The 24,213-nt window shown below is 73.2% G+C and carries 22 protein-coding genes and 1 pseudogene; 13 read left to right on the forward strand and 10 right to left on the reverse strand.

What is annotated here, in order from left to right:
- Nucleotides 1-7: 7 nt before the first annotated feature.
- The 5 genes from AC0VYL_RS27115 to AC0VYL_RS27135 form a co-directional block, all read right to left on the reverse strand.
- Nucleotides 8-865, reverse strand: coding sequence for an ABC transporter permease (locus tag AC0VYL_RS27115; RefSeq protein ID WP_475481857.1), 858 nt, complete (start codon nt 863-865; stop codon nt 8-10).
- On the reverse strand, nt 858-1,658 hold the full coding sequence (locus AC0VYL_RS27120) for an ABC transporter permease (RefSeq protein ID WP_475457225.1): 801 nt from the start codon (nt 1,656-1,658) through the stop codon (nt 858-860). Before AC0VYL_RS27120 ends, AC0VYL_RS27115 begins: the two co-directional genes overlap by 8 nt.
- Before the next feature lie 175 nt (nt 1,659-1,833).
- Nucleotides 1,834-2,589: an SDR family oxidoreductase gene (locus AC0VYL_RS27125; protein ID WP_475457227.1), complete on the reverse strand. Its 756-nt coding sequence runs from the start codon at nt 2,587-2,589 to the stop codon at nt 1,834-1,836.
- 505 nt (nt 2,590-3,094) lie between these two features.
- Nucleotides 3,095-3,703 carry a DAK2 domain-containing protein gene (locus AC0VYL_RS27130; RefSeq protein ID WP_475457229.1) on the reverse strand — a complete coding sequence of 203 codons (609 nt, stop codon included), beginning with the start codon at nt 3,701-3,703 and terminating at the stop codon, nt 3,095-3,097.
- 11 nt (nt 3,704-3,714) lie between these two features.
- A complete protein-coding gene (locus tag AC0VYL_RS27135) occupies nt 3,715-4,710 on the reverse strand; it encodes a dihydroxyacetone kinase subunit DhaK (RefSeq protein ID WP_475457231.1) in 996 nt (331 codons plus the stop codon).
- Between the two features lie 182 nt (nt 4,711-4,892).
- On the opposite strand from AC0VYL_RS27135, the gene AC0VYL_RS27140 reads away from it, so the two are divergent.
- Nucleotides 4,893-6,110, forward strand: a complete 1,218-nt coding sequence (locus AC0VYL_RS27140) for a DUF418 domain-containing protein (protein ID WP_475481858.1) — start codon at nt 4,893-4,895, stop codon at nt 6,108-6,110.
- Nucleotides 6,111-6,560: 450 nt separating this feature from the next.
- Here AC0VYL_RS27140 and AC0VYL_RS27145 read toward each other — a convergent pair whose 3' ends face one another.
- From AC0VYL_RS27145 to AC0VYL_RS27160, 4 genes are read right to left on the reverse strand one after another with little or no spacing between them, the layout of a single operon-like run.
- Nucleotides 6,561-7,169 (reverse strand): hypothetical protein, encoded by a 609-nt coding sequence (locus AC0VYL_RS27145; RefSeq protein ID WP_475481859.1) that lies wholly within the window; start codon nt 7,167-7,169, stop codon nt 6,561-6,563.
- Nucleotides 7,166-7,789: a DUF6286 domain-containing protein gene (locus AC0VYL_RS27150; RefSeq protein WP_475481860.1), complete on the reverse strand. Its 624-nt coding sequence runs from the start codon at nt 7,787-7,789 to the stop codon at nt 7,166-7,168. The genes AC0VYL_RS27145 and AC0VYL_RS27150 overlap by 4 nt, the downstream gene beginning before the upstream one ends.
- Nucleotides 7,783-7,974, reverse strand: a complete 192-nt coding sequence (locus AC0VYL_RS27155) for a hypothetical protein (protein ID WP_475481861.1) — start codon at nt 7,972-7,974, stop codon at nt 7,783-7,785. Before AC0VYL_RS27155 ends, AC0VYL_RS27150 begins: the two co-directional genes overlap by 7 nt.
- A gap of 38 nt (nt 7,975-8,012) precedes the next feature.
- Complete coding sequence (locus AC0VYL_RS27160) at nt 8,013-8,519, reverse strand: Asp23/Gls24 family envelope stress response protein (RefSeq protein ID WP_475457237.1); 507 nt, start codon at nt 8,517-8,519, stop codon at nt 8,013-8,015.
- A gap of 206 nt (nt 8,520-8,725) precedes the next feature.
- Here AC0VYL_RS27160 and AC0VYL_RS27165 point away from each other — a divergent pair, with 206 nt between their 5' ends.
- From AC0VYL_RS27165 to AC0VYL_RS27220, 12 genes and pseudogenes are all read left to right on the forward strand, one after another.
- On the forward strand, nt 8,726-9,280 hold the full coding sequence (locus AC0VYL_RS27165) for an RNA polymerase sigma factor (RefSeq protein WP_475457239.1): 555 nt from the start codon (nt 8,726-8,728) through the stop codon (nt 9,278-9,280).
- Nucleotides 9,271-9,837 (forward strand): anti-sigma factor, encoded by a 567-nt coding sequence (locus tag AC0VYL_RS27170; RefSeq protein ID WP_475481862.1) that lies wholly within the window; start codon nt 9,271-9,273, stop codon nt 9,835-9,837. The genes AC0VYL_RS27165 and AC0VYL_RS27170 overlap by 10 nt, the downstream gene beginning before the upstream one ends.
- A 200-nt stretch (nt 9,838-10,037) precedes the next feature.
- A pseudogene (locus AC0VYL_RS27175) lies at nt 10,038-10,903 on the forward strand (ACT domain-containing protein).
- A gap of 148 nt (nt 10,904-11,051) precedes the next feature.
- Nucleotides 11,052-12,296: a hypothetical protein gene (locus AC0VYL_RS27180; RefSeq protein WP_475481863.1), complete on the forward strand. Its 1,245-nt coding sequence runs from the start codon at nt 11,052-11,054 to the stop codon at nt 12,294-12,296.
- Between the two features lie 66 nt (nt 12,297-12,362).
- Entirely contained in the window at nt 12,363-13,118 is a 756-nt protein-coding gene (locus tag AC0VYL_RS27185; protein ID WP_475481864.1) for a L,D-transpeptidase family protein, read from the forward strand.
- 58 nt (nt 13,119-13,176) lie between these two features.
- Nucleotides 13,177-13,914 (forward strand): hypothetical protein, encoded by a 738-nt coding sequence (locus AC0VYL_RS27190; protein WP_475481865.1) that lies wholly within the window; start codon nt 13,177-13,179, stop codon nt 13,912-13,914.
- Between the two features lie 435 nt (nt 13,915-14,349).
- Nucleotides 14,350-14,811: a hypothetical protein gene (locus AC0VYL_RS27195; RefSeq protein ID WP_475481866.1), complete on the forward strand. Its 462-nt coding sequence runs from the start codon at nt 14,350-14,352 to the stop codon at nt 14,809-14,811.
- Between the two features lie 412 nt (nt 14,812-15,223).
- Nucleotides 15,224-15,751, forward strand: coding sequence for a PadR family transcriptional regulator (locus AC0VYL_RS27200; RefSeq protein WP_475481867.1), 528 nt, complete (start codon nt 15,224-15,226; stop codon nt 15,749-15,751).
- Complete coding sequence (locus AC0VYL_RS27205; protein ID WP_475481868.1) at nt 15,748-16,476, forward strand: ABC transporter ATP-binding protein; 729 nt, start codon at nt 15,748-15,750, stop codon at nt 16,474-16,476. The genes AC0VYL_RS27200 and AC0VYL_RS27205 overlap by 4 nt, the downstream gene beginning before the upstream one ends.
- Nucleotides 16,473-18,854: an FtsX-like permease family protein gene (locus AC0VYL_RS27210; protein ID WP_475481869.1), complete on the forward strand. Its 2,382-nt coding sequence runs from the start codon at nt 16,473-16,475 to the stop codon at nt 18,852-18,854. Before AC0VYL_RS27205 ends, AC0VYL_RS27210 begins: the two co-directional genes overlap by 4 nt.
- Nucleotides 18,855-18,945: 91 nt before the next feature.
- Nucleotides 18,946-21,795, forward strand: coding sequence for a DEAD/DEAH box helicase family protein (locus AC0VYL_RS27215; protein WP_475481870.1), 2,850 nt, complete (start codon nt 18,946-18,948; stop codon nt 21,793-21,795).
- A 205-nt stretch (nt 21,796-22,000) separates the two neighbouring features.
- Entirely contained in the window at nt 22,001-23,689 is a 1,689-nt protein-coding gene (locus AC0VYL_RS27220) for a choice-of-anchor I family protein (RefSeq protein WP_475481871.1), read from the forward strand.
- A 61-nt stretch (nt 23,690-23,750) separates the two neighbouring features.
- On the opposite strand, the gene AC0VYL_RS27225 is transcribed toward AC0VYL_RS27220, so the two are convergent.
- Complete coding sequence (locus AC0VYL_RS27225) at nt 23,751-24,065, reverse strand: ArsR/SmtB family transcription factor (RefSeq protein WP_475457263.1); 315 nt, start codon at nt 24,063-24,065, stop codon at nt 23,751-23,753.
- Nucleotides 24,066-24,213 lie beyond the last annotated feature (148 nt).

Consider the following 24,213-nt stretch of genomic DNA (forward strand, 5'->3'; position numbering starts at 1 on the left):
GTCCGGGTCAGCTTCCGGTGGAGCGGTACCGGCGCAGGCCGAACCGCCACACCTGGGCGGCCACCAGCGCGAGGGCGACGGCCACGACGGGGCCGAGGAAGCGCAGGAACCCGGGCAGCCCCGTCGGGTCGGGCCGGTCCAGGAGGTGGAGCGCGGGCTGCCAGCTCACGAAGGCCAGCGGAACCACGTACGTCACCGACCGCACCAGGTCGCGCCCGTAGATCGCGATCGGGTACTCGGTGAGCGCCTGCCCGCCGTAGGTGACCGAGTTGGCCGCCTCCCGGGCGTCGGTGGCGAAGAACTGGAGACAGCCCGCGATCAGCCACACCGAGGTACACACGGCCACACCCGAGGCCAGCAGCACCGGGAGCATGAGGATCCGCCCGACGGTCCAGTCGATGTCGCACATGACCAGGGCGAACACCAGCACGACCAGGGCCGGGACGATCCGGCCGAAGCGGCGCGGCGAGAACTGGTCGGCGGCCAGTTGGATCAGCGGGGACACCGGCCGGACCAGCATGGTGTCGAAGCTGCCCGTGCGGATGTGCTCCCCGAGGCGGTCCACCGATCCGGTGAGCAGCTGGGCGGCGCCGAAGGAGAACGCGGCCAGTGCGTACACCAGCAGTCCCTCGTACACGGTGAACCCGGCCAGGGTCCCGGCGTGCGCGAACACCACGACGACGGCGCCCATCTCCGCCAGCGAGGCGAGTGTGATCCCGAGAGTGAACAGGGACAGCGCCATCGGGTACTGGGCGACCGCGCGGGTCCAGGTCCAGGCCAGGCGGACGTACGTGCGCAGCTCCGGGCCCAGGTTCCGGAGCGGGGAGGGGGCGCCCCGCCTCCTCGCTGAGAGCGTGTCAGCCACCCTGGACCACCACCCTGCGCGTGGCCCGGCCGGTCAGCCAGGCGGCCAGGGAGAGCAGCGCCACCGCCCACGCCGCCTGCAACGCCAACCCGCCGAGCACGCCCCCGCCCGGCAGCGAGTCCTTGCCGAGGAAGACCTCGGCGGGGATCTGCACCATCGACGCCCACGGCAGATACCTCAGCACGTCCGCGACGCCGGTGGGGAAGAGCGTGAGCGGGAGCAGCATTCCGGCGAGGACCGGCCCGGCCGGGCCCATCACGGCCCACACGCCCCGGGTGTCCATGAGCCAGAACCCCACCACCGAGTACAGGTAGCGCAGCGCGAAGCCCACCACGACGGCCAGCACGAACGAGACCAGGGTGAGGAGCCAGCGCGCGGGGTCCCCGGGCAGGGCCAGGGTGAACAGGAGCGCGCCGACCGCGAAGGTGGGTGCGCTGCGGAAGGCGAAGTCGAAGGTGGCCCGGCCCATGTCCTGGGCCAGGGTCCAGCCGAGCAGGGGGACCGGTCGGAGGAGGTCCACGCCGACCGCGCCGGTGCGGATGCGCTCGCTGAGGTCGAGTGCGGGCCCCATGATGGCGAGCGGGGCCAGCAGCGCCTGGGCGACGAACACCTGGGTGACGGCGTCGGTGGCGTCGTAACCGTTGATCTCGGGGCGGGCGGCGAACAGCGCGAGCAGCACCATGGCGTTGATCGCGCCGAAGACCGAGTTGGTGAACACCCCGGCGGCGGCGGCCGCGCGGTAGGTGGAGTAGCGGCGCAGCCCCAGGGCGTACACCGCGCAGTGGACACGCACGGGCGTGGCTCCCTGGCAGTCGGAGAACGTGCAGAAACGTCCGCTCTCCACCGGCCCTCGACAGGGCGGGGAGACACGGGTTCGGCACGTCCCTGGGCCGGGAGGCCAGGTCCGGGTCGCCGCGAAGGAGTGACGTTAGCACGGCCCCCGCCGGGCCGCCACGCCTTCGCGGAACTCAGCCGCGCCCGGCGAAGGGCATCTCCCGGGCCATCACGGTGACCGTCGGCACGTTCACGTCCAGGGGCAGGGAGACGATGTGCGCGATGGTGTCGGCCACGTGCGTGACGTCGATGGTGGGTTCCGGGCGGACCGAGCCGTCGGCCTGTCGTGCGCTGGCGCCGAAACCAGCGGTCATCGCGGTGGCGGCGTTGCCGACGTCGATCTGTGTGCAGGAGATCCCGTGGCCCCGCAGGTCGAGGTTGAGCGAGGCGGTGAGACCGCTGATCGCGTGCTTGCTGACGGTGTAGGCCACGCTCGACGGCCGGGGGACGTGCGCGGAGATCGAGCCGTTGTTGATGATCCGCCCGCCGCCGGGGGTCTGGTCCTTCATCATCCGCGCGGCCTCGCGGGCGCAGTTCAGCGAGCCGGTGACGTTGGTGTCCAGGACCTCGCGCCAGGCCTCGTCCCCGATCTCGTCCACCGACGCGGCGGGGCCGAACACCCCGGCGTTGTTGAAGAGCACGTCGACGCGGCCGAAGCGCTCGCGGACCGTCCCGAAGAGCGCTCGGACCGACTCCGAGGAGGTCACGTCCGCCTCGGCCACCACCGCTCCGGGACGCTCTCCCGCCGTCTCCTCCAGGGTCTTGCGGCGCCGCCCGGCCAGCACCACGGAGTGGCCGTCGCCCAGCAGCCGCCGCGCCGTCTCCCGGCCGATCCCCCCGCCCGCGCCAGTGATCACGATGACCTTGTGGTCGTTGACTGCAGCACCCACGGTCGGCTCCCTCGTTCGGTTCGGCGGGCCCGCGCCGGGGCCGCCAGCTGGAGACTACCGACACGGGTCCGTTCGGTTGTCCACAGGCTGTGGACAACCGAACGGCACGCAACCCCGAGCGTCGGCGCCCCGGTTCCACCATGGGGTCGGCCACGCCCCACGCCCGCCGGTTCCCGGCCCGGCTGCGGTGCCGGGACTCCCGTCACGGAAATCCTGGTGCCAGGCTTCCGGTCCTGGGCTCTCGACACGAAACTCCCGGTACGAGAGTCCCGGTACGAAACACCCGGTACGGGACTCCCCGGTATGAAACACCCGGTACGGGACTCCCGGGCAAGGCTCCCGAGGCGGGACACCCGGTACAAGGCTCCCAGTGACGGGCTCCCGGTACCGGACTCCAACACGCGCACGGAACCCCTGCCATCCCCCGGATTCCTGGCCCGCCGTACACGGACTCCCGCACGCGCGCGAAACCCGTTCCGGGCACCCGGGGCGGAAGGGGGCCGGATCAGATCCCGTCGGCCGCCTCGAAGAACCAGGCGATCGAGACGGCCCCGGGGTCGAGGACCTCCTGGGCCCGTTCCCCCAGGTAACTGGCCCGTCCCCGGTGGGCGATCATCCCGCTGGTGGACTCGGCCCCGGCCCGGGCCGCCTCAGCGGCCTCACCCAGGGCCTCCCGCCAGGCGGTGGCCCGTGTCTCCGCGAGGGCCCGCGTCGCGGGGACCATCGCGTCGACCATGGTCTTGTGACCGACCTCCGCCCCGCCCAGGCGCCGGACGGCACCGGTGGCGGTCTCGAAGGCCCGGGCCAGGTCCGGAACGGACCAGGGAGCCGGAGGTCCGGCGCCGAGGCGGCCGAACCAGAGCCCGAAGAGCGGCCCGCTGGTGCCGCCGGAGGCCAGGAAGGTGTCCGAGACGGACTGGAAGACCCCGGCCGGGTCGTCGCCGTCCAGGTTGGCGCGGGCCCGTTTCAGCGCGGAACCGATGTTCCAGCCGAAGTCGCCGTCACCCGCCTGTCGGTCGAGCTCGGTGAGCTCGTCGGCGTCGGCCACCACCCGGTCCGCGAAGGCCAGCAGCCAGGCCCTGGCGTCCGCACCGGTGAGTTCGTTGTCGGACATGGTCGCTCCTCTCACCAGGCCAGCGCGGGGGTCCGCACCGGCGCGTCCCAGAACTCCACGAGGTCGTCGGTCAACGCCGTGAGCGTGATCGACAGCCCCTTCATGTCCAGCGAAGTGACGTACGGCCCCACCAGCGACCGCGCGAGGGTGACGCCCTTACCGTCGAGGACCCTGCGGGTCTCGCGGGCCGCCACCCCGAGCTCCAGACCGTGGGTGGCGCCGAGCCCGTTGACGATCGCCAGGACCGAGTCCCCCCGCCTGATCCCCACGGACTCGACGAGCGGGTCGACCAGGCTCTCCACCAGGGCGGCGGCCTCGGTGACGGTGCGGGTCTCGATCCCGCGTTCGCCGTGGATGCCCACGCCGAACTCCATCCGGCCCGGTTCCAGCTCGAAGGAGCGCTTCCCGGTCATCGGGTTGGTGCAGGCCTCGAAGGCCACGCTCAGCGTCGCGGAACGCGCCACCACCTCCTGGCCGAGCGCCCGTACCTGGGCGATGGGCGCACCGGCCTCGGCCGCGGCCCCGCAGACCTTCTCCACCGCCACCACCGCCGCGGTGCCCCGGCGCCCGGGACCGCCGTCGTCCTCCTTCTGGGTGGCGAGGTCGTCGTCGACCAGCACCTGCTCGACCCGGTGGGTCTCGGCCAGGAGCTCGGCGGCGATCGAGAAGTTGAGGACGTCGCCGGTGTAGTTCTTGACGACCATCACCGTGCCCTCCCCGGCGTCCACGGCGCGGATGGCGGCGCGCACCTGGAGCGCGGTGGGGCTGGCGAACACGTCGCCGGGCACCGCGGCGTCGAGCATCCCGGTACCCACGAATCCGGTGTGCAGCGGTTCGTGGCCCGAGCCCCCTCCGGACAGCAGCGCGACCTTGTCCCTGGCGGGCGTGCGCCGGGTGACGAAGAGGGGGTCGGTATGGACGTCGACCAGTCCGCCGTGGGCCTCGACCAGCCCCTCCAACGCCTGTTCGACCAGGGTCTCGCGTTCGTTCATGAAGAACCGGCTCATGCCGCCTCCTGGTTCAGGGATCCCTCGGCCGGGGACCGCGCCGCGCGGGGCACCGCGTCCCACCACCTGCCTACCCATTTCTGGCCGATCGGCTGGCCGGTTGACCGATGCGCCGCACCAACCGGTTGGCGAAGACTGCCACCAGACTCCCAGGCGTGCCACGAACAGAGGGGACCATCGACATGTCGGCGACAACAGGGGTCGGGCCACCCACCAGAGCCCCACGCAGGCTGGCACCCGACCTCGCGCGCGGCGCCATGCTCCTGCTCATCGCGATGGCCTACGCGGGGGTGTACGTCGGGGCCGGGTTCGGCACGGACGTCGTGGGCTACCCGCTCCAGGACCGGGCGGCCTCGCTGCTGACCACCCTGTTCCTGGACAACCGGGCCTTCCCGATGTTCGCGATCCTCTTCGGCTACGGGATGGCCTGGATGGTCTCCCGGCAGTTGGACAGGGGCACGTCGGAGCGGGAGGTCCGGCGTCTGCTGCGGCGGCGTGGCGGCTTCCTGCTGCTGTTCGGCTTCGTCCACGCGTTCCTCGTCTTCCCCGGCGAGATCCTCACCTCGTACGGCCTGGCGGCGCTGGTCACCGGCTGGCTGCTGTTCCGCTCCAACCGGGCCATCGTGCGCGCCGCCGTGGTCTTCGCCGTGTTCTACGTGATCACGGTTCCGCTCGCCATGGTCGGCATGGCCGCGGCGGACGGTTCGGACGCCGCCGGGGAGTACGCGCCCGTCCCCGGCTACCTCACCGCCGGGGACTGGATCGAGCGGCTGGTCTTCCTGCCGTTCGGCCCGGTGTTCATCGCCTTCGCCTTCCCCCTGCTGATCCTGGTGGTCCTGGGCTACCGGGCGGGTCGGGCCGGTCTGCTGGACGACCCCGAGGCGCACCGGGGCTTCCTCACCCGGGTGGCGGTCGTGTGCACCTCGGTCTCGGTGCTGGGCGCACTGCCGACCGCGCTGACCGTACAGGGCGTGCTCTCCCCGGGGGCACTCACCGAGGGGCTGTACATGGCCCTCCAGGTGCTCAGCGGGGTGCTCGGCGGCGCCGGGTACGCGGCGCTCTTCGCCCTGTGGGGCATCCGGCTGGAACGCCGGAAGGGCCCGCTGGCCGGGGCGGTCGCCGCGATGGGCCAGCGCTCGCTGACCTTCTACCTCCTGAACTCGGTGCTGGTCGCGGTGATGCTCCACCCGGACCTGGTCGGTCTGGGCACCCAGGCGGGTCCCTTCGGCGCGCTGCTGGTGGCTGCGCTGGCCTGGTCGGTCAGCCTCGTGCTGGCGGCCTGGCTGGAGGTCCGGAACCGGCCGGGCCCGCTCGACCAGCTGATGCGCCGCTGCGTCCACGGCGGGCGGAAGGCCCGCAGAACCGCCGTCTCGAAGGAGACCGCCAGAGGCGACGGCTGAGGTCGCGGGGACAGGGTCCTCATGCGGAGTGGAGGTCAGTGGGCCGGGGCCTTCCTCACCGGAGGGCGTCTCTCTGAGTGCGCACGCGAGAACCGGAGCACCGTACGGGCGGAGTCTCCACACGAGGAGGTACCAGGTGGCAGGGCGTTCAGCGATCGCCTCTCGGGCGTGCGCACGCGAGGCCCGCGAGGCCTGTTCGGTGCCTACCTCGGTCGATCGCCCTCGGGCGTCCGCACGTGAGAACCGGAGCACCACACGGGCGTGCTCCGGTCCGGGAGGTGACGGGTGCAGGGCAGGGCACTCAACGTTCGGAAGTCTCGTCGAAGGAGCCCTCCAGAGGAGAAAACCGAGGTCGGACGGGGGTGGGGGCCGTGCCGGGTCCTCCCCAGTGGCCCGGGGCCCGCGCCACCCCCGTCGCTCAACCGGAACCCGCGCGTGTGCGCGGCGGGTTCAGGCGAGTTCGCGTCCGGACGGCTGCCCGGAGACCGAGATGCGGAGCACCGTGGGCAGCCGGTCCAGTCCCAGGGACACCCGCAGTCTGGTGAGCGCACCGTCGCGGCACCGCCGCCACACGGCGGTGGGGTCGGTGTCCTCGGCCAGGACGAGGTCCAGACGCAGGCAGGGCTCGCGCGACGACTCGGTCAGCTGGGCCCGACCCCTGCGCACACCCGGGTAGCCGCTGACCTCCCTGGCCAGGGCGGAACAGGCGGCGCGGGCCGCGACGTCGGTGCGGCCTCGCTCCCCCTCGTCGAGGCGGAGCGAGGGCACCCGCGCGGTGCGCCCCTGGACGACCAGCCAGCGGAGGGCCAGCACCGCCACCACCACGGCCAGCCCGGCCGCCGCGTACGGAACCCACGGCGCGGACAGGTGCGGGGCGAGGAGTTCACCCACCGATCCGAGTGTCTCCCCCGAGGCTCCCGGAGGAAGGAGGTCGACGGGCCCGTGGACGAGCAGGGGGACGGCCGTGCCCGCGGCCGTCAGCACCGCGCCGACCAGGGCCAGCCCCTGCCGGTTCCCCCGAGTGGTCCGACGTGCCGAACGGTGCGGGTGGCGCCTCACCGGAGCCCCCCTTCCACCCGGCGGATCCTAGCGCGCACGCGCACCGGACGGACGGTGTCGAGATCGTGCAGGCGGTCCCGGACCAGGCCCTCCACCCGCCCCCGGAGTCCGGTGTCGACCGGCGCGGGAGCACGGACGGTGATCCGGACGGTGCGGCGCCGGACCCGGGCGCGGGCACCGGTGACCCCGGCGACCTCACGGGCGGAGGTCTCTGCCAGCTGGCACAGGCCCCGCCGGGACAGCCCGACGACCAGGTCCTGGTCGTCGGTGCGCAGCACCATGTGGCTGCCCTGTCCCGGCACGAGCGCGGTGAGCAGCAGGAAGAGACCGACGACGGCGGTGACCGCGGAGGCCACGAGCATCTCAGGGCCGTCCCAGTGGACTCCGACGGTCGGCTCGGTGACCCGTTCCAGCGGGATGATCCGCAGCGGGCTGCCGACCAGGGTGGCGATCAGCTCGGCGGCGGCCACCCCCGCGACCAGCGCCGTGACGGCACTGACCAGGACGGCGGCGGTGGACCGCCGGGGTCGGAAGGTGCGCACCGCGACGCGGCGGGCGGCGCGTGCCTCGACCCCGGTGGCGGCCGGACGGACCGGGTCGACCACCGTGGCGCTCACCATCGCGCGTCCTTGCCCGAGCGCTCGCGGGAGAAGAGCGGCGACAGGTCCGTCTCCCCCGCGTAGGCGCGCCCGGCCAGGAACCCGACCGCCCCGAGGAGCAGGACCAGGAGGAAGGCCCCGAACCCGCCGAAGTAGGCCACCAGGCCGAGGAACGACCCGTAGGCCAGTCCGACGATCGACCACATCGTTCGTGCTCCTTAGCTGCTGTGAGAGGGGGCGCGTGTCAGCGGACGCGCGGCTCGGACGGGGCCTCCGGGGCCTCGTCGTCGGGCAGGTGGATGTCGTCGACGGTCACGTTGACCTCGGTGACCTCCAGGCCGGTCATGCGCTCCACCCCGGCGATGACGTTACGGCGGACCACTCCGGCGAGGTCCGGGATGGAGATCCCGTACTCGACCACCAGGTTGATGTCGACGGCGGCCTGGGTCTGGCCGACCTCGACGGAGACGCCCCGGGCGGCGGCGTTGGTGGAGGTGGAGCCGGGGATGCGCTCGCGGACGGCGTCGAAGGCCCGGGCCGCTCCCCCGCCCATCTGGTGGACGCCGCGTACTTCGCGGGCGGCCATCCCCGCGATCTTGGCGACGACGTGGTCGGCGATGTCGGTGCGCCCCTGCTCGGCGGAGCGGGCTGAGGCGCGGTCGGTGCGCCCGGACGAGGTGGTGTCCAGGGCGGTCGGGGCGGGGGCCTCGTGGATGTCGGTGCGGGCGGTCGCGGGGTCCTTGGCTGCCATGGGGTGCTCCTGCGGATCGGTGCGGACGGTTCGTCGCGGCCCTTCGTTCTGTTCGGGCCGTCACGTGGAGGACACGACCGGAGGGCTCCGGCTCACGCTCATATTGATGTGACCTGCACCACACTAGACATCGGGGCGACCTTGCGTAAGGTGGTCACCTTCTGACCACAGGTAGTTGACCCGGCCTCGGGAGCTGGACCCCGCAGATGCACACGGACACCGCACTACCGGAGAGCGTGCTCGTGGAACGGGCACAGGACGGTGACGACCACGCCTTCGAGACCCTGGTGCGCCGCCACCAGGACACCGTCTACCGCATCGCCCTGCGCACCCTCGGCGACGCCGCCGAGGCCAGGGACACCGCCCAGGAGGCCCTGATCACGGCCTGGCGCAGGCTGCCGGACCTCAGGGACCCGCAGGCGTTCCCCGCCTGGCTGCACCGGATGGTCGGCCGTCTCGCGCTGAACGCCCTGCGCGCCCGCCGCCCCGAGGACCCCGCCGAGGAGGACGACCACTCCGCGCTCAGGGAACGCGGCGCGGGCCCCGCCGACAGCGCCCTGGCCACCGACCTGAACGAGGCCCTGCGCGCGGCGCTGTCCGGCCTGCCGCCCCCGCAGCGGATCTGCTGGGTCCTCCGGGAAATGGAAGGATTGGGTTATGAGGAGATAGCGGAGATCGTCGACACGACCCCGACCGCCGTACGCGGGCGCATCCACCGCGCGCGTACCCATCTCGTGGAGGCGCTCGAACCATGGCGGTAGAACCGTCCGACGACCACGAACGACTGCCCTGCGGCACCTCCGCCGACGCGCTCCTGGACCACCTCCGGGCGGGCACCGTCACCGAACACGAACGGACCTGCCCGCACTGCCGGGCCACCACCGAGGAGTTCCGACCCCTGCTGTCGGCGCTCGGCGCGGCGCTGGAGGACGACCGCCAGGTCACCGCCCCGCCCGGCCTGCTCGACGACGTCATGAGCGTGGTGCGCGCCGAGGGGCGCTCCCGGAGGACGCTCCGGCTGCCCGACACCGGCTCGGGCGGGGCCCCCGGCGACACGCGGATCCGCCACTCGGCGGTCTCCGCGATGCTGCGGGCCCGCGTGGACCCGGCCGGGGGCCTGGTCCTGGGCCGCTGCCGGATCGAGGACACCCCGGAGGGCCTGGTCATCGCCGCCACCGCCCGGGTCCTGACCGGCACCGTCATCCCCGAGGCCACCGCGACGGCGCGCCGGGACATGGGCGCCTTCGTCGAGGACCGGCTCGGACTGCGGGTGGCGCGGATCGACATCGACGTCACCGACGTCATCGACCTTCCCTGAACCGACTCCCCGGCGCCCGCGCCGGGACCCCCGTCGACCGAGGTCGGTCGAACGATCCGCACGGCGTGTCCGCGAGGAACGACCACCGCCGTGTACCCCGAGCCACGAGACCGGGACAGTGAGCGACATCACTCTCCGTCGTTACCGGGGCGACACGGGACGAAGGACGGACGCAACCTGGGCCTGGGATCTTCGGGGGTATGGACGCTTTCAGTGGCAGCCATGCACACGACGACCGTCACGGTTTCCTCGGCCGTGAGGTGCTGGAGACGGGGACCCTGCTGTTCGCCGCCGGAGCGGCGCACCTGCTGGTGGTCTCCCTGGGACACAGCGACAGCGGCATCCGGGCCCTGATCGCGCTGGGGGTCCTGCTCCTCGCCTTCTCCGCCCTGCACCGCTGGCGCAGACACCGCCGCCGTACACCCGCGAACCCGGCCACGACGCTCCCCCCTGACCGCACCCGCTCCACCTCCCCCGTCGAGGACCGGCTCTGGAGTGTGCGGGTCACCGTCGCCGACGTGCCGGGCGGACTCGCCGCCCTCACCGGCCGATTCGCGGCACTCGGGGTCGATATCCGTCTCATGCAGGTCCACCCCGACGGCACCGACGCCGTCGACGAGTTCTTCGTGACCGTGCCCCCGAACGTGGACGAGGCCGACCTGCGCCGCGCCGTGCGGGACGCCGGGGCCCGTCGCGCCGTGGTGCGCACCGCCGACGTCCACGAGCTCAGCGACACCACGAGCCGAACACTCACCATGGTGGACGCGCTGGTCACCGGTGCGACCACACTCGAACGCTGCCTGATCGCCCTCGCCGCCGCCCACGAGGTCCGCCATGCGGGGCCACGACACGTCCACGGGGGCGAGGAGGGAGCGGAGGGGGCGTGGCCGCGATCGTCCGGGCCACGGGAGGAGCTGTCCGGCACCGTCATGACCCTGCCCGCGCCCGGCGGGGCGCCCTGACCGTCCACCGTGCGGGGCTGCCCTTCACTCCGGTAGAGTTCGCCCGCTGCCGAGCCCTGGCCCAGGTGGCCCGTTCCCTGGCTGAGGTACCGCTGGGTCGGTGACCGCGCCCCCGCCGACAGGGCGGGGGCACGCGCCGACCGGGCGGGAACCCCTGGTCGCAGACCGCACCGCCGACGTGGACGACGGGGCCGGGTGCCGGACCACCGCGGGTCCTGAACGGGGCCCGTACCCGGAGCGAAGGGCACCACCATGACATCGGCACTCCCCGGCGCCTGGAAGCTGCTGGAGGCGGGGGACGTCCCGGCCGCCGTGAACTCCCTGAGGAACGTCGCGGACGACCTGCCGCTCGGGGACCTGGCCGCGTTCGCCTCGGCGGTCGCCGGCGCCGTGGGCCTCGACGACCTCTCGACCGCCTCCCGGGCCCTGCGGGCCGATCCCGACAGCGCCCAGGCCTGCTACGACTTCGGGTTCGAGTGCCTGGAGGCCGGCGCCCCGCACCTGGCGGTCCCGGCCCTGCGCGCGGCGCGTCGGCTCGCCCCGGCGGCCGCCCCCGCCCTGTGGGAGCTGGTCTCGGCCCTGGAGGACCAGGAGCGGCACTCCGACGCGGTCCGCGAGCTGCGCGCCTGGGATGACGTCCTGCCGGACTGGCCGGGCGGCTACCTGCTCGCGTACAACTCCCTGTGCTCCGGGGACGTGGACACCGCACGGGAGGTCCTCGCCCGCCTGTCCACCCCCGAGGACGACGGCTGGGACCTGGCCCACGACCGGATCACCCGCATGGTGGAGCGCGCCGGAGCGGCCGGGGCCGCGGGCCCTCTGGACAGCCGGGACCTGCGCGGATGGCAGTTCGCCCTGACCGGGGCGCTGCTCGGGCAGATCTCCCCGTTCGGGTTCGACGAGGGTATGAACGGCCGCTACGCCCACCTGGGCGACTCCTACGAGGCGTGCCGGATCGGGCTCCGCGACCTCGCCTCGGTGCTGGAGGCCGCGGGGAGCCGACCGGACGCCGTGATGCCGCTCCCGGACCGCTCCAGCCGCGTCCTCGGGCTGGCCGCCGCCCGCGTACTGGACCTGCCCGTGGTCCCGGTGGACCCGGAGCGCTCGGACGCCCTGGTGGTCGCCTACGACCTGACCGACTCGGAGCCGGACCTGGTGCGTGATCTGGTGCCCCGGGCTCCCGGACAGGTCCTGTTCGAGCACGCCTCCTGCTGGACCTCCCCGCCCGGGGTCACCGCCGACGTCGTCTCCGTGCTGCACCAGAACGTCGCGTCGCCGTGGGGCGAGCACCTCCGGGTGGTGGACGACGAGGTGGAGCGCGTCCCCGCCGACGAGTCGCCCGAGGAGGAGCTGGCCGAACGGATCGTCGCGGCCGACACCGAGGACCCGGACCCGGCGCTGCCGACCTTCGCCGAGGCCGTCGCGGACCGCTGGGCCCGGGGTCCGCGTCTGCCCGTGTCCACCTCCGGCCCGGTGCGCAGCTCCCGCTTCGAGTAGCCCGCCGTGCGGATCTCGGCCGCCCCGAATCCGGGACGGCGGCGGACTTGTGGGTAAATGGAACCTATGGTTTCCCCCCGATCACACCTCGCAAGGAACACCCTCCGCACTACGACCCTCACCCTCGGGGCGGCCTGCGCCCTGGCGGTGGGCTCGGCGCTGTTGGCCGCACCGGCGCACGCCGTCCCGACGACCCCCGCCTCGGCGTCCTCCCCCGTGGGAGTGACCTCGGACCTGCGCACGGGTGACTCCGGCGCCCAGGTGAACGCCCTCCAGGAGAGACTGTCCGCGCTCGGCTACTGGATCGACGGTGTGGACGGCGAGTTCGGCCCGCACACCGAGCAGGCCGTGATCGCGCTCCAGAAGGCCGCCGGGATCGACCGCGACGGGATCGTCGGCCCCGCCACCCGCACCGCGCTCGAAGAGGGCACGGTGCCCTCCGCCACGAGCGCGGGCACGGCGGTGGAGATCGACCTCGAACGCCAGCTGCTGCTGGTGGTCGTCGACGGCGCGGTCGAGAAGGTGATCCACACGTCCACCGGCTCCGGCCAGCCCTACGAGGGTTCGGACGGCTCCGAGCGGATCGCCACCACGCCCACGGGCGAGTACTCGGTCTTCCGTGACGTCGACGCCTGGGACCCGGGCCCCTACGGGGCGCTCTACCGTCCCAAGTACTTCAACGGCGGCATCGCCGTACACGGGTACCCCAGCGTCCCGGCCCAGCCCGCCTCCAAGGGTTGCGCCCGCGTGAGCCTGGCCGCCATGGACTGGCTGTGGGAGCAGGGGCACCTGGACGTCTACACCACCGTGGTCGTGCGCTGACCGAACCCCCTCCCCCTCCTCCCGTGTCGGTGCGCCCGTCGCGGGTAGGAGGGGGCTCGTGCCCTTCCTCATCGCCACCGCCCCGGGACGCCCCGACCGTCCGAACGAGGACTTCGCCGCCGCGACCGCCACGGTCGCGGTGCTGCTCGACGGGGTGAGCGCCCCCACCGACCTGGACGACGGCTGCTCGCACGGGGTCGCCTGGCACACCCGGCGCCTGGGTTCGCTGCTGCTCGCGGGGCTGGACGCGGGCGCCGCCCCGCGCGACGCGCTGGCGGAGGCGGTCACCGCCGTGTCGTCCCTGCACGAGGGGACCTGCGACCTCGGCGTCCGGGAGACGCCCTCGGCCACGGTGGTGGCGGTCCGCGTCGGGGCGGACCGACTGGAGTACCTGGTGCTGTCGGACTCCGTGCTGCTCACCGAGGGGGACGGCGGGGTCCGGTTGATCGCGGACACCCGGCTGGACGACCTGCGGCCCCGGGTGGGGGACGTCCGCGCCTGGCGCAACGTCCCCGGCGGCTTCTGGACGGCGGGCGCCGACCCCCGCGCCGCCGAGGAGGCCGTGGTCGGCACGGCTCCCCTGGGCCCCTTCCTCGCGATGACCGACGGTGCGAGCCGGGCCGTGGAGGTGTTCGGGGACCTGTCCTGGGAGGGCGCGTTCGATCTGGTCCGGCACCGCGGCCCCGGGTCCCTGGTGCGCCGGGTCCGGGAGCTGGAGGAGGCTGATCCCACCCGTCAGCGGTTCCCACGGGGCAAGGTACGGGACGACGCCACCGCACTCTGGTGGACCCCCTGACCCTCGCCGGGTTATGGACACCCGAAAATCAGAGGTTTCGGGCGCCGAATCTGACGAAAAAGAAAGATCATTTCCCAGTGGAACCCAAGTGAACTGGGAGAAGAATGTTCCCGGCATTGCTGACGTTTACATTGGGACCAACGATCACCGGGAATCCGTTTTCTGAGAGAACTTCCCAACAGAACACGGTGCCGCGAGGCCGTCACCTCGAAAAAGAGACGTACGCCTCCCGCGGACGCGGACACCAGGCGCTTTCGCGTTTCGCCTTCTTCAGGTAGATTCCCTGCAACCGGCCGGTCAGCGTTCCCGCCACAACGCTCCCTCTCAGACGGTCGGCTCTCTCAGATCCCCCCTTGTCCGTACCCGTGACCCACGGGTACTGGAGAGTCCTCCCATGACACAGGCCGTCACCCCGACCGCCGAAAAGGAGACCGTGTGAGTGTCCCGGGCCTCCTCGAACCGACCGGACCCAACCGCACACCACACCGGGACGGTTGGCTGGACCACGTGCCCTCCGAACCCATGAGCCTCCCCGTCGATCCCGTCGAGAGCGTGCGCCCCGAAGCCGAGCGGCGCCCCAACCCCATGGACGCGCGGACCCCCGCCGAGTTCCTCCTCACCATGCGCCGCTACCTCGCCTGGGCGGGCGGCTGGTCGTACCTGGAACTGGAGTACAAGTGCGGGGGCGTGGTCAGCGCCGCCAAGTTCCAGCGCGCGCTGGAGGGCACGGACCTGCCCGGGTACGTGTTCCTGATGGCCTTCGTCACCGCCTGCGTGGGCACCGACGAGGGCGAACGCCTCCGCTGGGCCACCTCCTGGCACCGCCTGCGCCGTGCCGCCCGTGCGGAGGAGGACGCCAAGCGCGTCGCGAGACCGGACGAGCAGCACCAGCACTGACCGGACGGACGGCTCCCCTGGCAGCGACCCGCGTCGTGAGCCGGGCCGGGAGCTCCTGTCCGCGTGCCCGAACCGGTGACGCCCGACCGCGCCGCCCGCACCCGGAACGCCTCCGATCCACGGAATCCCGGCGTCACCGCGCGCCCCGTCCCGGGCCGCCGCCTGGGCGGTACCGCCGCCACGGGTGATCCACCCGGCCAGGCCGGGTTCCGTTCCGCCGACCGGAACCCGCACCCCTGCCTCCCGACCGCCTCCGGACGATCCGAGCCGGGCCAGCCGACGCCGACCCGAGTCGGCGCCCCACCGCCGACGGCCCTGACGCCCGAGGTCCCCCGCCCCCGGGGCACCCCCGAGTGTGCGGGCGCTCCGGGCTCTATACACATCGCGTATACATCGTGTGTATAGTCGACGCATGTCACTCGGCCAGACCCTCCTGGGACTGCTGGAAACCCGCCCCCAGCACGGATACGACCTGAAGCGCGCCTACGACGAGCGCTTCGCCACCAAACGACCCCTGGCCTACGGGCAGGTCTACGCGACCCTCTCCCGGCTTCTCAAGAACGGGCTCGTGGAGGTGGACACCGTCGAGCCCGGCGCCGGCCCCGAACGCAAGCGGTACACCGTGACCGAGGCCGGGGTCACCGACGTGGAGCAGTGGCTCTCCCACCCGGAGACCCCCGAGCCCTACCTCCAGAGCACCCTGTACACCAAGGTCGTGCTGGCCCTCCTCACGGGCCGACCGGCCGACGGGGTACTCGACGTCCAACGCGCCGAGCACCTGCGCCAGATGCGCGAGCTCACCCGCCGGAAGGCGAACGGCGACCTCTCCGACCAGCTCATCTGCGACCACGCCCTGTTCCACCTCGAAGCCGACCTGCGCTGGCTGGAACTGACCGCGGCCCGACTGAACGACCTCGCCGGGGAGGTCCGCGGACGATGACCCGACCCACCCCCCGAACCCTGCCCGACCAGCTCCCCGAGGAGCCCGGGAAGCCCCTGCTCGCGGCCTCGGGACTGCGCAAGTCCTTCGGCCTCACCCAGGCCCTAGAGGACGCCTCCCTGAGCCTGTACCCCGGCGAGATCGTCGCGATCATGGGCCCCTCCGGTTCCGGGAAGTCCACCCTCCTGCACTGCCTGGCCGGTGTGGTGCGACCCGACGAAGGCAGGATCGAGTACGACGGGCAGGACCTGGTCGACACCTCGGACACCCGGCTCAGTGCCCTGCGACGCTCCGAGTTCGGCTTCCTCTTCCAGTTCGGGCAGCTCGTCCCCGAACTCTCCTGTCTGGAGAACGTCGCCCTCCCCCTCCGCCTGGGCGGGCACTCCCGCCGCCGGGCCGAACGCACGGCGGCGGAGTGGCTGGACCGGCTGGACGTCGGTGAACTCGCGCGCAAGACCCCGGGCGAGTGCTCGGGCGGGGAGGGACAACGGGTCGCGGTGGCCCGGGCCCTCATCACCGGCCCCCGCGTCGTGTTCGCCGACGAGCCCACCGGCGCCCTCGACTCCCTGAACGGGGAACGGGTGATCCGGATGCTCACGGACGCCGCCCGGGAGAGCGGGGCCGCCGTCGTCGTGGTGACGCACGAACCCCGGGTGGCCGCCTACGCGGACCGCGAGGTCGTGTGCCGGGACGGCCGCACCCGTAACGTGGGAGGACCGGAATGAGCCCGCGTGGGGGCTCCGAGGACGGGACCGGCGCGGACCGGGTCCGCTCGTCCCTGCCCAAGGACCTCTGGTTGGGCGCGCAGCTCTCCCTGCGCGGCGGGCGGGAGGTGGTCCTCCGATCCGTGCTGACGGCGATCGGGGTGGGCGTGGCCACCGCCGCCCTGCTCCTGGCCGCCTCCCTGCCGACCATCCTGGACAACCTGGCCGAGCGGGCCGCGGATCGCGTGGACTACCAGGCGGCACCCCATCCGGAGCCCCCCGCCGGTGACGACACGCTGCTGGTCGGTCTCGCTGGCACCGAGTACGACGGGCGGGAGATCCACGGGCGGGTGCTGCGGGCCGAGGGTTCCGACCCCCCGCTCCCACCGGGGGTGGCCGAGATCCCCGGCCACGGCGAGATCGTGCTCTCCCCCGCCCTGGCCGAGGTCCTTGACGGCCCCGGGGCGAAGGCCCTCCGACAGGGGTTCGACCACCACACCGTCGTCGGGGAGATCGGGCCCGAGGGCCTCATGGGCCCTGGCGAGCTCGCCTTCTACCTCGGCAGCGACGACCTGTCCCTGGAGAACGCCGGGGTCCGCATCACCGAGTTCGGCGGCGAGCCCAGTCCCGTCCTGGCGGGACCGATCGTCCTGCTGCTCGGCGTGGTGGGCGTGGTCGTCATGCTCACCCCGGTCGTGGTGTTCCTGAGCGCGGCCGTGCGCTTCGGCGGCGAACAGCGCGACCGCCGCCTGGCCGCACTGCGACTCATGGGTGCCGACCGCAGGGCCACCCGGTGTGTCGCGGCCGGTGAGACCCTTCCGGGGGTCGCGCTCGGTCTGGCTCTCGGGGTGGGGTTCTTCCTTCTGGGACGCCCGGTCGTGGAGTCGGTGCCGGTGTCCTCCGGGCTCTTCACGTCCGACGTGACACCGCAGCCCCTGCTCGGGTTCCTGGTCCTGGTCGGGGTTCCGCTGCTGTCCCTGTGGGTGGTGCTCGCTTCCCTGAAGGGCGTGGTGGTCGAACCGCTCGGCACCGTCCGGCGAGCCGAACGGCAGCGGCCCAGGCTGTGGTGGCGTCTGCTGCTGCTCGTCCTCGGCTTCGTACTCATCGTCCTGAGCGCGAACCCCGAACTGACCGGGCGTCTCGGCCTGACCGGGGGCACGTGGTTCCCCCTGGTGTCGATCGGGCTCCTGGCCGCCCTGTTCGGTACGACCGCCGTGCTGCCCTGGGTGGTGAACCGCCTCTTCGGCCGTGCCTCGGGCGGACCCCTCTCGCTCCAGCTGGCCCTGCGCCGTCTGGGCGCGGCGGGCGGTGGTCCCACACGCGCCGTCAGCGGGATCGTGGTGACCGTCGCCGGTGCCATCGCGTTGCAGAGCCTGTTCGCCAACGCCTGGGCCGAGTCGACGGTGGAACGGGCGGAGACCCGCGCGCAGGCGTACACGGAGGACGCGTTCGGGGCGGCCGGGTTCCAGGTCCAGGCGGAGCTGATGATGCCGCCGACCGACGACGACCCCGCCGACGCCGTGTCGGGGGTCCCCGGAGTGGAGGAGGCCGTGACCTTCAGCAGGGTGTGGGGCGTCGACGACAGCGGCTCCGACGTCGTGGTGTACGTCGCCGGCTGCGCCGCCCTCCGGCAGATGGCCGACCTGCCGGAGTGCTCCCCCGGGGACGCCTTCAGCGGAGTGCCGGGGTTGGCGGCCGGTGACACGGTCATGGTCCGGCCCAGGGACGAGAGGGCCGAGAGCGCGTGGACGGTGCCCCGGCTCACCGGGTTCGAGGGGCCGCTGGTCGAACACCCGTGGAGCGGGATGGGGCTGACGGCGGCCGACGTCGTCCTGGCCACCCCGGAGGCCGCCGCGGTGCCCGAGGAGATCGCCACCCGGAGTACGGTCTGGATCCGCGTCGACCCGTCCGTCCCCGAGATGGAGGAGGAGCTCAGGTTCGCGGCCGTGGCTCTGGACCCGACGTCACACGTGGGCTTTCCCATGCTCAGCGCCACCTACTCGGGCATGGTCAACATCCGTGACGCGCTCATCGCCGGTGCCCTGGCGAGTCTGGCGGTCATCGCCGCCGGGCTGGTGGTGGGCACGGTCGAGCAGGTCCGCGAACGCAGGCGGGTGCACGCGGTCCTCACCGCCTTCGGCACACGGCGGAGCACACTGGTGGCGTCCGTGCTGTGGCAGACCACGCTGCCCGTGCTCCTGGGCGTCACGCTGGCCGCGACGGTCGGGACCGCACTCGGCCTCCTGGTGCAACGGCTGGCGGGCATCCCCCCGGCCTTCATCCCGACGGACACCCTGGTCATCGTCGGAGCGGGCATGGGGGTGGCGTTCCTGACCACCCTGCTGGCGATCCCCGCGCTGCTGCGCACCATGCGCCCGGAGGGGCTGCGTTCGGAGTGAGGGGCGCGGTGGGTCCGCCCGAGACGGCGGGCCCACCACCCGACCCAGGCCCGCCACGGACGCACCGGACCGCCCTGGCTAGGCTGGCGGGATGTCGGAGACCGGGGGACCGCCACGGGACGCGGCACCGCTGAGCGGCGCCGCCTGGCCCGGTGAGCTGCGCCCCTACCAGCGCGAGGCGCTCGCGGAGGTGGACCGGCGCTGGACGGACGGCGCCCGGCGGACCTGGGTCGTGCTCCCGCCCGGGTCCGGCAAGACCCTCGTCGGGTTGGAGGCCGCCCGACGTCTGGGCCGCCGGACCGTGGTCCTGGTCCCCAACACCGCCATCCAGGGGCAGTGGATCCGGCACTGGGAGGGGTTCGCCCGCCCCGAGGGGTGCTCCGCCGGGAGCGGCCGGGACCTCGGGCACGCCGTCAACGTGCTCACCTACCAGTCGCTGGCCGTCTTCGACCCCGACGCCGAGACCGACGAGGAGGGGCGTTCGGCCACGCCCGTCCGCGACCGGCTGCACGCGAACGGGCGGGCCCTGGTGGACGCCCTGCACGGCGCCGGTCCGCTCACGCTCCTGCTGGACGAGTGCCACCACCTCCTCCAGGTGTGGGGACGGCTGCTCTCCGAGATCCTCGACGAACTCCCCGACACCCGGGTGGTCGGGCTGACCGGGACCCCCGCCGCGAGCCTCACCGCGACGGAACGGGACCTGGTCGACCGTCTCTTCGGCCCGCCCGTGACCGGCGCGTCCATCCCCGCGCTGGTGCGGGACGGGTACCTGGCCCCCTTCGCCGAACTCGTGCACGTCACCGAGCCCACCCTGACCGAAGACGAGTACCTGGCCGGACAGGCGGCGAGGTTCGAGGAGATGTGCACGGACCTGCTCGCCCCCGGGTTCGCGACCACCGACTTCCTGCCCTGGCTGGACGCGCGCTTCGTCACCCGGGACACCCGGGAGGGCGGCCGGGTGGGGTGGGGCGATCTGGCCGTCCGGGAACCGGAGCTCACCGACGCCGTGCTGCGCCTGCACCACCGGGGGCTGGTGGCCCTGCCCGAGGGGGCGAGGGTCCACGAACGGCACCGGCACCCTCCGCGGGCCGAGGACTGGACGGCGCTGATCGGTGACTACGCCAGGAACTGCCTGGACGACTCCGCGCGGGACAGGGAGGCCCGCGAGCGGATCCGCGCCGCCCTGCCGTCCGTGGGCCACCACCTCACCCGCAACGGCGTTCGCCGCGGCACCTCCCCCGTGGACCGGGTCCTGGCCCGCAGCGCCGCGAAGTCCCTGGCCACGGTGGAGATCCTCGCCGCGGAGAGGGACGCCCTCGGTCCCCGGCTGCGGGCGCTGGTCCTGTGCGACCACGAACGCGCCTCCGCCCGCGCCCCCGCCGCGCTCCGGGGTGTACTCCCCGACGACGCCGGTTCGGCCTGGCTCCAGGTGAGCCAGCTCGCCGCCGACCCGCGCACCTCCGCGCTGGATCCGGTCCTGGTCACCGGCCGCACCGTGGCGACCGGACCCGGCACCGGCGCGGCGCTCCTGGAGTTCGCCCGGGCCGAGCTGCCCGGGGTGGAGCTGGCCCTCCGCGAGACCGGCGGCCTGCACTCGGTGGAGGGCTCCTGGACCTCACGCACGTGGGTGGGCGTCGTGACGCGGTTCCTGGAGTCCGGCGGCTGCCAGGTCCTGGTGGGGACACGGGCACTGCTCGGTGAGGGGTGGGACGCGCGCGGCGTGAACACCGTGGTGGACCTGACCACCGCCACCACTCCCACGGCGGTGGTGCAGAGCCGGGGGCGGGCGCTGCGCCTCGACCCGGAGTGGCCGGAGAAGGTGGCGCACACCTGGTCGGTGGTGTGCGTGAGCCGGGGGCACCCGCGCGGCGCGGCCGACTGGAGCAGGTTCGTGCGCAAGCACGAGGGCTATCTGGGGGTGGGCGCCGACGGCGAGGTGATGAGCGGGGTCGCGCACGTGGACCCGGAGCTGTCCCCGTACGACCCGCCCGAGGACCCGGCGCGCGTCAACCGCCGGATGGCCGGGCGCGCGGCCGACCGCGAGGGCACCCGGGCACGGTGGCGTCTGGGCGCGGGCTACGCGGACCTGGTGCTGCCCACGCTCCGGGTGCACACGGGGCGGGCGGTACCGGCGGAGACTGCGGAGGCGGGCCTGGACCTGGCACTTCCCGGACCACCCGAGGTGCTGGTGGGGGATCAGGTGATCCATCCGGAGCCGGTCGACACACCGCCCGCCCGGCACCTGGTGCCCACCCTCGTCCTGGGGGCCGCCGCCGCGCTCTGCCTGGTGTTCGCGTCCCTCGGACTCGGGTCGCTCGGAATCGGGCCGCTCGCCGTGGCCGCCGGGTTCGGCCTGGCGGCCCTGGTCCACTGGTGGCGCGACACCCGCCGGATCCGCCGGGAGACCCTGCGCAGGCAGCGGGAGGCCGCTCGCGTCCGCGCGTTGGCCCGCGAACCGGTGGGGACCTCGCGGTACGCGTGCGCGGTGGCCGACGCGCTGCGCTGGGCGGGCCGCTCGGCCACCGGCGCCGAGGGGGTCCGCGTCCACGTGGACACCGACGGCGTGTACCGGTTCACGCTCACCGACCCGGGTTCGGCGGAGCTGTTCACCGAGTCACTGGACGAGACCCTGGGGCCGTTGGTGGGCGACCTGCGCTACCTGGTCCCCCGGCACGTCCTCGTCGACCAGGAGGGGGCCGGGACCGGAGACGGTTCCGGGGTGACGCCGACGGACACGACCGTGCCGGTGTTCCACGCGGTGCCCTCCGCCCTGGCCCGCAACCGGAAGGGCGCGCTCGCGTTCGAGCGGGCGTGGCGTCGGTGGGTCTCCCAGGGCTCGGTGGTGCACACCCGCTCCGAGGAGGGGCGGGTCCTGCTCGCCGCCCACTTCGGCGCCTCCCCCCTGGAGGTGACCACGGCCCGCCGCCTCACCTGGGAGTGAGACCGGCGGTTCCGGGAGCGGGTCCGGGAGCGGGTCGGGGAGCTGGTCGGGGAGCTGGTCGGGGCGGGTCAGGAGGCCGGTCGAACCCCCGAACCACGGGTTTCATCCCCAGGACACCGGCCGTTCGGCGCGGGATCGCCCTCCCCTGGTTGGCTCGGCACGGACGCGACCGGCGTCCGCCTCCCCCGAACCTCCAGAAAACAGCATGCGCAGATCCCTCACCGCCTCGGCCGTCCTGGCCTTCGGCCTCACCCTGGCCGCCCCCGTCCATGCCGACGAGGCGCCCTCGTACGGGGCTCCCGAGGCGACCGGGGACATCCGGCTCTCCGCGTCGGGCACCTATCACGCCGACGTCTTCGACGCCTCGGGCGCGGAGATCGTCGCCCACGACCCGCGCACCCAGCGCCTGTTCGTGGTCAACGCGGCCGCCGCCGTGGTGGAGGTCCTGGACGTGTCCGACCCCGAGCGGCCCGAGAAGCTCTTCGACCTGGAGACCGCCGGTGTCCGGGCGGCCGACGGGTCCGTGGTGGAGCGGGGCGGGGCGGCGAACTCCGTGGCGGTGCACGGGAACGTGGTGGCCGTGGCCGTGGAGGCCGCCGACCGCACCGACTACGGATGGGTGGTCCTCTTCGACACCGAGGGCAGGTCCGTGAACGCCCTGCGGGTCGGCGCGCTGCCGGACATGCTGACCTTCACCCCCGAGGGCCGCACCCTGCTGGTGGCCAACGAGGGGGAGCCGAACGACGACGTCACGGTCGACCCCGAGGGCTCCGTGAGCGTCGTCCCCGTGAACCGCAGGCCGGCCGCGCTCACCCAGGACGACGTGCGCACCGCCGACTTCCGCGCCTGGGACGAGGGCCGCGAGCTCCACCCGGACGTGCGCGTGTACGGCCCGGACCTGTCCACCGGCGAGGCCGGGACCCCCGGGCGGGTGGCGCGCAACCTGGAACCCGAGTACATCGTGGCCGACACCAACCACAGTGCCCACGTGGTGCTCCAGGAGGCTAACGCCTTCGCCGTCCTGGACCTGCGCCGGGCGGAGATCACCGACATCGTCCCCTTCGGCACCAAGGACCACATGGAGCCCGGGAACGAGCTGGACGCGTCCGACCGCGACGGAGCGATCACCATCGCCAACTGGCCGGTCCAGGGCGTGTACCAGCCCGACGGCTTCGACAGCTACCGGTGGCGCGGACAGACCCTGCTGGTCACCGCCAACGAGGGCGACGCCCGCGACTGGGACGGCTACTCGGAGGAGACCCGGGTGAAGAACCTGGACCTGTGCGAGGACGCCCCGCGCGTCCGGGAGTTCCTGGAGGACAACGACCGGGGGATCGAGACCGTCGAGGAGCTGACCGCCGACCACCACCTGGGGCGGCTCTCGGTCAGCACCGCCGAGGGTCTGCGCGAGGACGGCTCCTGCCACGAGGAGATCCACTCGTTCGGCGGCCGGTCCTTCTCGATCTTCGGCGCGGACGGCGAGCAGCTGTTCGACTCCGGTTCCGACTTCGAGCGGATCACCGCCGAGGTCGCGCCGGAGTTCTTCAACTCCAACCACCGCGAGAACAACTTCGACGGCCGCAGCGACGACAAGGGCCCCGAGCCCGAGGGGGTCGTGCTGGGCCAGGTGCAGGGCCGCACCTACGCGTTCGTGGGCCTGGAGCGCGTGGGCGGGGTGATGGTCTACGACGTCACGGACCCGCGCGACGTGACCTTCACCCAGTACCTCAACAACCGCGACCTCGGCGCCGACCCGGCCAGCCGTGAGGCCGGTGACCTGGGCGCGGAGGGGCTGACCTTCATCAGCGCCGGTGACTCCCCGATTCCGGGCGTCCCGGTGCTGGTCGTGGCCAACGAGGTGTCCGGCACCACCACGCTGTTCCGGATCGACTAGGAGACAGCGTGGGGGGACGCCGTCGGGGCGGGTGCGTGAGGCACCCGCCCCGACGGCGTTCTCAGTGTTCGGCGCCCATCAGGTGCAGCAGGGAGTGCACCGTGGTGTCGACGAGCGTGTAGCGCACCGTGCGCCCGTCGCGTTCGTCCTGGACCCAGCCCTGGAGGCGCAGGGTTCTCAGCGCCTGGGAGGCGGCGACGTCGGTGATCCCGGCCATCGCGGCGAGCTCCCCGACCGAGGCCTTCGCCGGGCCCGCGTGGTGCATGGCGGCCAGCAGACGCAGGCGTGTCGGGTCTCCGAGCAGGCGAAAGCGATCCGCCCAGGCTCCGATGTCGATCTTGGGCTCCGAGGGGAACCGGTCGCTGTGGGAGGTCATCGGGTCCATTATCCCCGATCGCGGGCCCGAGGGGTGACCGTCGTCTCCGGTTCGGGGGCCCGGGTCGAACCGGTGGCCGACGGGAACGACCAATACCTTATCATCTGATCAGATGGTCAACCTTTCGCCATCGAAAGACCACGACTCC

Source organism: Nocardiopsis sp. iso_238 (genome assembly GCF_056173325.1).